The 5,959-nt window shown below is 62.9% G+C and carries 7 protein-coding genes; 2 read left to right on the top strand and 5 right to left on the bottom strand.

The features are described 5' to 3' along the window. The first annotated feature begins 112 nt into the window (after positions 1–112). Together RR842_RS11170 and RR842_RS11165 are read left to right on the top strand one after the other, a co-directional pair. Positions 113–568 carry a sigma-70 family RNA polymerase sigma factor gene (locus RR842_RS11170; RefSeq protein WP_332729774.1) on the top strand — a complete coding sequence of 152 codons (456 nt, stop codon included), beginning with the start codon at positions 113–115 and terminating at the stop codon, positions 566–568. A gap of 243 nt (positions 569–811) precedes the next feature. Continuing rightward, on the top strand, positions 812–1,894 hold the full coding sequence (locus tag RR842_RS11165) for a serpin family protein (protein ID WP_332729773.1): 1,083 nt from the start codon (positions 812–814) through the stop codon (positions 1,892–1,894). 127 nt (positions 1,895–2,021) lie between these two features. Here RR842_RS11165 and RR842_RS11160 read toward each other — a convergent pair whose 3' ends face one another. The 5 genes from RR842_RS11160 to RR842_RS11140 all read right to left on the bottom strand — a co-directional run. Then, a complete protein-coding gene (locus tag RR842_RS11160) occupies positions 2,022–3,338 on the bottom strand; it encodes an amidohydrolase family protein (protein WP_332554187.1) in 1,317 nt (438 codons plus the stop codon). A gap of 155 nt (positions 3,339–3,493) precedes the next feature. Then, positions 3,494–3,805 (bottom strand): GNAT family protein, encoded by a 312-nt coding sequence (locus RR842_RS11155; RefSeq protein ID WP_332554186.1) that lies wholly within the window; start codon positions 3,803–3,805, stop codon positions 3,494–3,496. Positions 3,806–3,860: 55 nt separating this feature from the next. After that, the gene (larC, locus tag RR842_RS11150) at positions 3,861–4,415 is read right to left on the bottom strand and encodes a nickel insertion protein (protein ID WP_332554185.1); all 555 of its coding nucleotides are present in this window, start codon (positions 4,413–4,415) and stop codon (positions 3,861–3,863) included. Between the two features lie 54 nt (positions 4,416–4,469). Continuing rightward, positions 4,470–5,258 (bottom strand): nickel pincer cofactor biosynthesis protein LarB, encoded by a 789-nt coding sequence (gene larB / locus RR842_RS11145; RefSeq protein WP_332554184.1) that lies wholly within the window; start codon positions 5,256–5,258, stop codon positions 4,470–4,472. Continuing rightward, positions 5,258–5,959 (bottom strand): hypothetical protein (locus RR842_RS11140; protein ID WP_332729772.1); only part of this gene is annotated, 702 nt, incomplete at its 5' end. The genes RR842_RS11140 and larB, both read right to left, overlap by 1 nt.

Here is a 5,959-nt window from a genome sequence, read left to right as displayed (position 1 = left end):
TATCCTCATATCGAAAAAAGGGGTTTTACGGCGCTTTTGATAAGAAAACTTTCAAAATTCTACCGACATTTCGCGCTTCCCTATCGTGTTGTAGGCAGAAAGGAAAACCAACCTGCCGAGCAACAACGACATAGCTGCTACGTTTCGCCGTCATATGAAGACGGTCTACCGTCTGTGCTTCTCGTTTCTCGGCAACGCAGCCGACGCGGAAGATGCCACGCAAAGCGTGTTCATGAAGCTGATCGACCGACCGCACCGCTTCAACGACGTCGAGCACGAGAAAGCATGGCTCATCGTGTGTGCGCAGAACCACTGCCGAGACGTATTGAAAAGCCCCGCCCGCAAGCGAGTGGTGGAACTGTCCGACGACGTGGCCGACGAGCGGGTGCGCGCCGACCCGGCGCTTGTCGGGGAAGCCCTGGAATCCGCCTTCGTCGTCGACGGGTTCGGGGGAACCTCCCACCATATCCCCTGCACCGTACACGCCTATCCCGATGCCGCATATCCCTACGCCGTGCGCACCGAAGGAAGCGCCGCCTACTATCTTGCGGTCGAAACGAGCAAATAGGGCCCGGAACCGCACGTTTCCGCGCAAAACATGATCCGCAGAGCGAGATGCCTGCCAGCATAACGCGAAACCTCATGGCGGCCCTTTTGCGCCAAAGATGAAAGCAACAGCAGCGCTGGGGCAGCAAACCCGAAATAACCGTTCGACGCACGCAACCACTTTTCTTGGACAGCCGAAAAATTGTCCCGACAAAACGGGCTTCTCGATCGTGTTCTTTCCAAGACCGCAGAAAAGGAGCCTCCCATGAAGCGAATTGCATCGACGACATTATGCCTTCTGCTCGCGACATCCCTACTGCCCGCGCTCGGCGGATGCGCGAGAACCTTTGTCGCCGAAGATCTTATGTCGGACCTGCCCGCAGATACGCTTACAGAACGCGAAAGTGAGCGTCATCTAGCGGTATCCGACACCCCGCAGCCTCCCAAAGCGGGGCCCGCACCCGAGGCGCAAGTCCCCTCGACCCGCAACGAACGCATCGCCGACTTCGCCGTCAACCTACTGCAGCACAGCACGCCCGGCGACAAAAACGCGCTCGTGTCGCCCGCGTCCGCCCTCTCGGCCCTCGCCATGACAGCCAATGGCGCCGCCGGAGAAACCCGCGCTCAGATGGAAAACGTGCTTGGCCTGCCGGTGGCAGAATTGAACGACTACCTCGGCGGCAGCGCCCAAACGCTGGAAGAGCAGGATGGCCAACCGCTCAAACTGGCGAACTCCCTCTGGATCAAAGACGAGACGTTCGCCCTTGACGGAGGCGAGACGCGACGAGTGCGCATGATGCGATCGACCGAGAGCACCTACCTGGAAGATAGCGACACGACGGGTTTCACGAAGTCCTACGAGGGCGGGCGGTACTCGTTCGTCGCGCTGCTACCCTCCGAAGGCAAGAGCCTGCAGGAGTACGTTACAGCATTGTCAGGCGTGAAGCTGCGCGCGCTCCTTGACGGCGCAACGCATGAGACGGTCTACGCGAGCATCCCGCAGTTCGAAGGCGATTTCAGCATGGAACTCTCCAAGGAGCTTGCCGCCATGGGCATGCCCGACGCGTTCGACCCGCTGCGCGCAGACTTCTCGGACATGGGAACCTTCGCCGACAGCGACTTAAACCTGGTCGTCGGCAGTGTAGTGCACAAGACGTATATCGCCGTGGACGAACACGGCACGAAAGCCGCCGCCGCGACCTCCATCGGAATGAATAGCGCAGCAGCGAGCGCAGAGCCTGCCAAGCCCAGAACGGTGACCCTCGACCGACCCTTCGTCTACCTCATCGTCGATCATGAGACGGATATGCCCGTCTTCATTGGCGCGGTAGCGGACACCGGACGCTAGATCTGCCTCTTTTCCACCGCGACTACCCAACAACCCGCACGCTACGTGGCAGTTAGATGCAGGCCTTCATAGACACGAGAATCCGAGGCAATAAACACTTCATGAGTCACAAGAAGAGCAGTCGGCCTCACGCCACGGGCTTGGCAGGCAGGAATCCGTCAAGTTCAACATCCAACTCGGGCAAGTGCTTCACCTGGGGATGCTCGTCCAGCACACCACGCGCCATGACCATGCGCACGTGACGCAAAGCCTCCAGGTTCTCGAGCGGATTCTCGTCAAGCACGATGAGGTCGGCGGCTTTGCCGGCCTCTATCGAGCCGGTCTCGTCGCCCAGCCCCAAAATGCGCGCGTTGCCGAGCGTGGCCGTATGTAGGGCGAACGCCGCCGACACGCCCACCAAGCGCTCGAAGTACACCACTTCGCGCCACAGGTCGTACTGGGTGATGTAGGGGCACGACGAATCGGTGCCCAATCCCACAGGAATACCCGCCGCAAGCGCTTGGCGGGCAGCGGCCACGATACCGTCGAGCACAATGCGGCCGTTCACCTTCTGGACCGGGGTAGAATGCGTCTTTTCCGAAGACAGCTCCACGAACGGCAGCGCGGGCGAAATGGTGCAGGTGAGAGCCGAGGCTCGTCCTGCGCCGTTGTTCCTGAACAGCTCGATGAGCTCGTCGTCAAGGGGAGCCCCGTGCTCCACGGTGTCCACCCCCGCCTGCAAGCCCACACGCACGCCTTCAGGGCTTTCGATGTGCGCTGCCGTACGCAGCCCCAGCTTACGCGCTTCGTCGCAGACGGCATCGGCGATGTCTTGGGACATGCGCACGACGCCAGGCTCCCCTTCCACCTCGGCATCGAACACGCCACCGGTGATGAACAGCTTCACGAGATCGCAGCCTTTCGCGAAACACGCGCGCACCGTCTCGCGCGCTTCATCGGGCGTCGACACTACCTGTGCGAACAGGCCGGCCCCGTGCCCTCCCGGCACGGTCACGCCCGTACCCGACGTCACCAGGCGCGGGCCGTCGTACTTGCCGGCGCGAATGGCATCGCGCACCTCCACGTCGGCGAAACCCGGGTCTCCCACCGAACGCACGGTGGTCGCCCCGCTTGCCAACTGCTGCTGGGCATGTTTTCTGAGCGTACGGCGCAAATACCAGCGCCCCACCGGGTTGCCCACCACCTTGTCGATGAGGCTTCCCGCCGCCCCCGCGCTCGTCGGCGCGCCCGACCCGCACAGATGCACATGCAGGTTCACCAGGCCCGGCGCCAAATACGAACCGGCGAGGTCGATCTCCCGCGCACCCGCAGGAGGCACCGTCGACACAGCCGGCCCCACCGCGGCGATGCGTCCATCGTCTCCCACCACTACGGTCATGTTCGGCTGAGGTTCCATTGATTCCGTGCCATCGAGCACGGTGGCGTGGGTGAATACAGAGGACATGAGGCATTCCTTTCGTCGCACCTGCGAAGCCGTCCCCAACGCCACGTGCGGTCGATCAGGTTTCTACTTTATCGGGACCACCTCAGTATACGCCCGAAAGTTGCCAGCACGAAACGATCGGCATCGTATATTCGACACGAATCGGCACCGCGCCGTTACGGGCAGAGCCGATCCCACTCCTCGCGCGTGATCGAATACGCGCTATGGGGCATGTCTACTCCGCGGTAGTGTTTGACGAACGAGCATCTGGGCGCCATACCGTTACGGCACGCCACGTTTTGGGATGCCGTGTTGGTGTCGCGGATGATGGAGAACACCTCATCGACTCCCAACACGTCGAAGGCTCCTTCGTAAGCGCGCATGGTCTCGTCGTCTTGCAGGATGCGACAGAGCGCGGCGAAGTTGCTTTGGTCCAGCTCGCGCAACACAAGGCGTTCGGTTTCGAGAATTGTCCGGCGCTCAAGCACGCAAGTCGCATCGTTTGGCACTTGAGAATCGAGTGGGTGCGTCACAACTCCAAACCTACGCCACGAACTCGTCCACGAAATGCTTGACGAGCGCGGCCGACGTGGGCGTGCACAGCTCGCCGTCCAGCAAGGCATCGTACACGGGAATGCCCGTGGCAAGGATAGCCGCCGTGGCAGGCGCGGGAATGTCCAGCTCGCCATGGGCGCACTGCACCTTGCCGCTGCCCGTTTGCACTGCCGTCGCCGTGATGCGCTCGGGTTCCAGCGCCTCGATGGCCAGGCACACGGCACACACGTTGCGCAGCGCCTCGCCGTTGCCCACCTCGTGAAAGTGGGTTTGCTCCACCTCGCAGCCGTGCGCGGTGGCTTCGGCTTGCGCCAAAATGCCGTAGATGGCATACATATCGTCTTTCACCTGGTCGCTTGCTGCAAGCGCATCGATCGTGTCGAATACTTCGCTCAGATCGTGGTGGTGCTTCTCGGGAACGCCCGCCGCGGCCACAGCCGCATCGAGCGCGGCCTGCGCGTCGCCGTCAAGCCGGTCGCGCAAATCGGCCAGGATGGAGCGCCGCGTGGCAATGCGGGTCAGATCAAGATGGAGCGTGGTCATAACAGGCAGTCCCTTCGATGGAGTGGCTGTGCGTCGATTCTGGCTTGACAATCGTCAGGCCGATGGAATCCGCACGTGGTTGATCATGTTCGCTTGGTACCCCGCACCGAAACCGTTATCGATGTTCACGACGGAAATGCCCGAGGCGCACGAGTTCAGCATGGCCAGGAGCGCTGCCACGCCGCCGAACGACGCGCCGTAGCCCACGCTCGTGGGCACAGCGATGACCGGGCACGACGCCATGCCGCCCACGACAGAGGCGAGCGCACCCTCCATGCCGGCCACTGCCACGATCACCTGGGCCGAGGCGATGTCGTCGGCATGCGCAAGCAGCCGGTGGATGCCCGCCACGCCCACGTCGTAGAGGCGCACCACCTCGTTGCCCAGCACCTCGGCTGTGAGCGCCGCCTCCTCGGCTACGAACAGGTCGCTCGTGCCAGCTGCGGCGATGACGATGCGACCGTTGCCATCCGCCTGGGGCAGGCCCCCCACAATGCCCACACGCGGCAACTCATGGTAGGCGAACGCCGCGCCCAGCGACGGATCGACGGCGACAAGGCGCGCCTCCACCTCGGCGGCGGCATCGGGCGCCAGGCGCGTAACCAGCACGCGCTCCTGCCCCGCTTCGCGCATGTTCGCCACGATGCCGGCGATGTGCTCGGACGTCTTGCCGGCACCGTAGATCACCTCGGCGGCTCCTTGGCGAATGCCACGATGGTGGTCCACCTTGGCGTAGCCCAAGTCCGTGAACGGGGCCGTCTTGAAGCGCAGCGCCGCCACATCGGGGGCAACCGAACCATCGGCAACCGCCGCCAGCAACGCACGCATCTCGCGTTCTTCCATCAGCGCTTCCCCTCTGCCGCTCTGGGTTCCTGCGTCGGGACATCGCCCGCATCCATGAACGCAGGATTGCATTCTTCGTCGAGCGCTGCGCCCACCGCGGCGTTGCGGGCAACGATACGGGCAGTCACCTCGGGCGATGCCGCTGCCTCCACCAACGATCCAGCGGTAATAGGCCGGCCTTGCGACACATGCACGGCCAAGCATGAGAAACTGGGTTTGTCGGCTGTGAACAGCTGCAGGTTGTGCGACGCGGCACGCACGTCGTCTTTGGTCATGCCCGCACGGCGTAGCGGCGACACCACGCCCAACTCGGCCAGCGCACGGAACCCGGGCCTATGCGCCGGATCGTCGGTCGCGTTCGTGCCGTCAACCAAGACCTCGTAGCCGTCGCCTCGCATGCGTTTGAGAATGGTGGAAAAGATGAATGTCTTGCACCAGTAGCAACGATCGGGCGAATTCGAGCAAATAGCCTGTTCGGACAATACGTCTGCATCGATGATAACCAGGTCGATACCACGCTGTGCAGCCAAGCGCAAACCGTCCTCGATCTCGCACGGCGGCTGGAACGCCGAGCGCACCAGGTAGGCGCGCACGTCGCAGCCAGCAGCAAGCGCCGCTGCCACCAGATACGACGAATCGCAACCGCCCGAGAACGCCACCGCAAACCGCGGCGTACGTGCGAAGTAGGCCTCAAGCGCCTC

This window comes from Gordonibacter sp. (assembly GCF_036667095.1).
Classification (GTDB): Bacteria; Actinomycetota; Coriobacteriia; order Coriobacteriales; family Eggerthellaceae; genus Gordonibacter.
This window is presented reverse-complemented; position numbering and strand designations above follow the sequence as displayed.

Excerpts from the sequence above, each read along its gene's own strand:
- larC (WP_332554185.1), bottom strand. The coding sequence starts at position 4,415 with ATGACCACGCTCCATCTTGATCTGACCCGCATTGCCACGCGGCGCTCC.
- RR842_RS11160 (WP_332554187.1), bottom strand. The coding sequence starts at position 3,338 with ATGTCCTCTGTATTCACCCACGCCACCGTGCTCGATGGCACGGAATCA.
- RR842_RS11165 (WP_332729773.1), top strand. The coding sequence starts at position 812 with ATGAAGCGAATTGCATCGACGACATTATGCCTTCTGCTCGCGACATCC.
- larB (WP_332554184.1), bottom strand. The coding sequence starts at position 5,258 with ATGGAAGAACGCGAGATGCGTGCGTTGCTGGCGGCGGTTGCCGATGGT.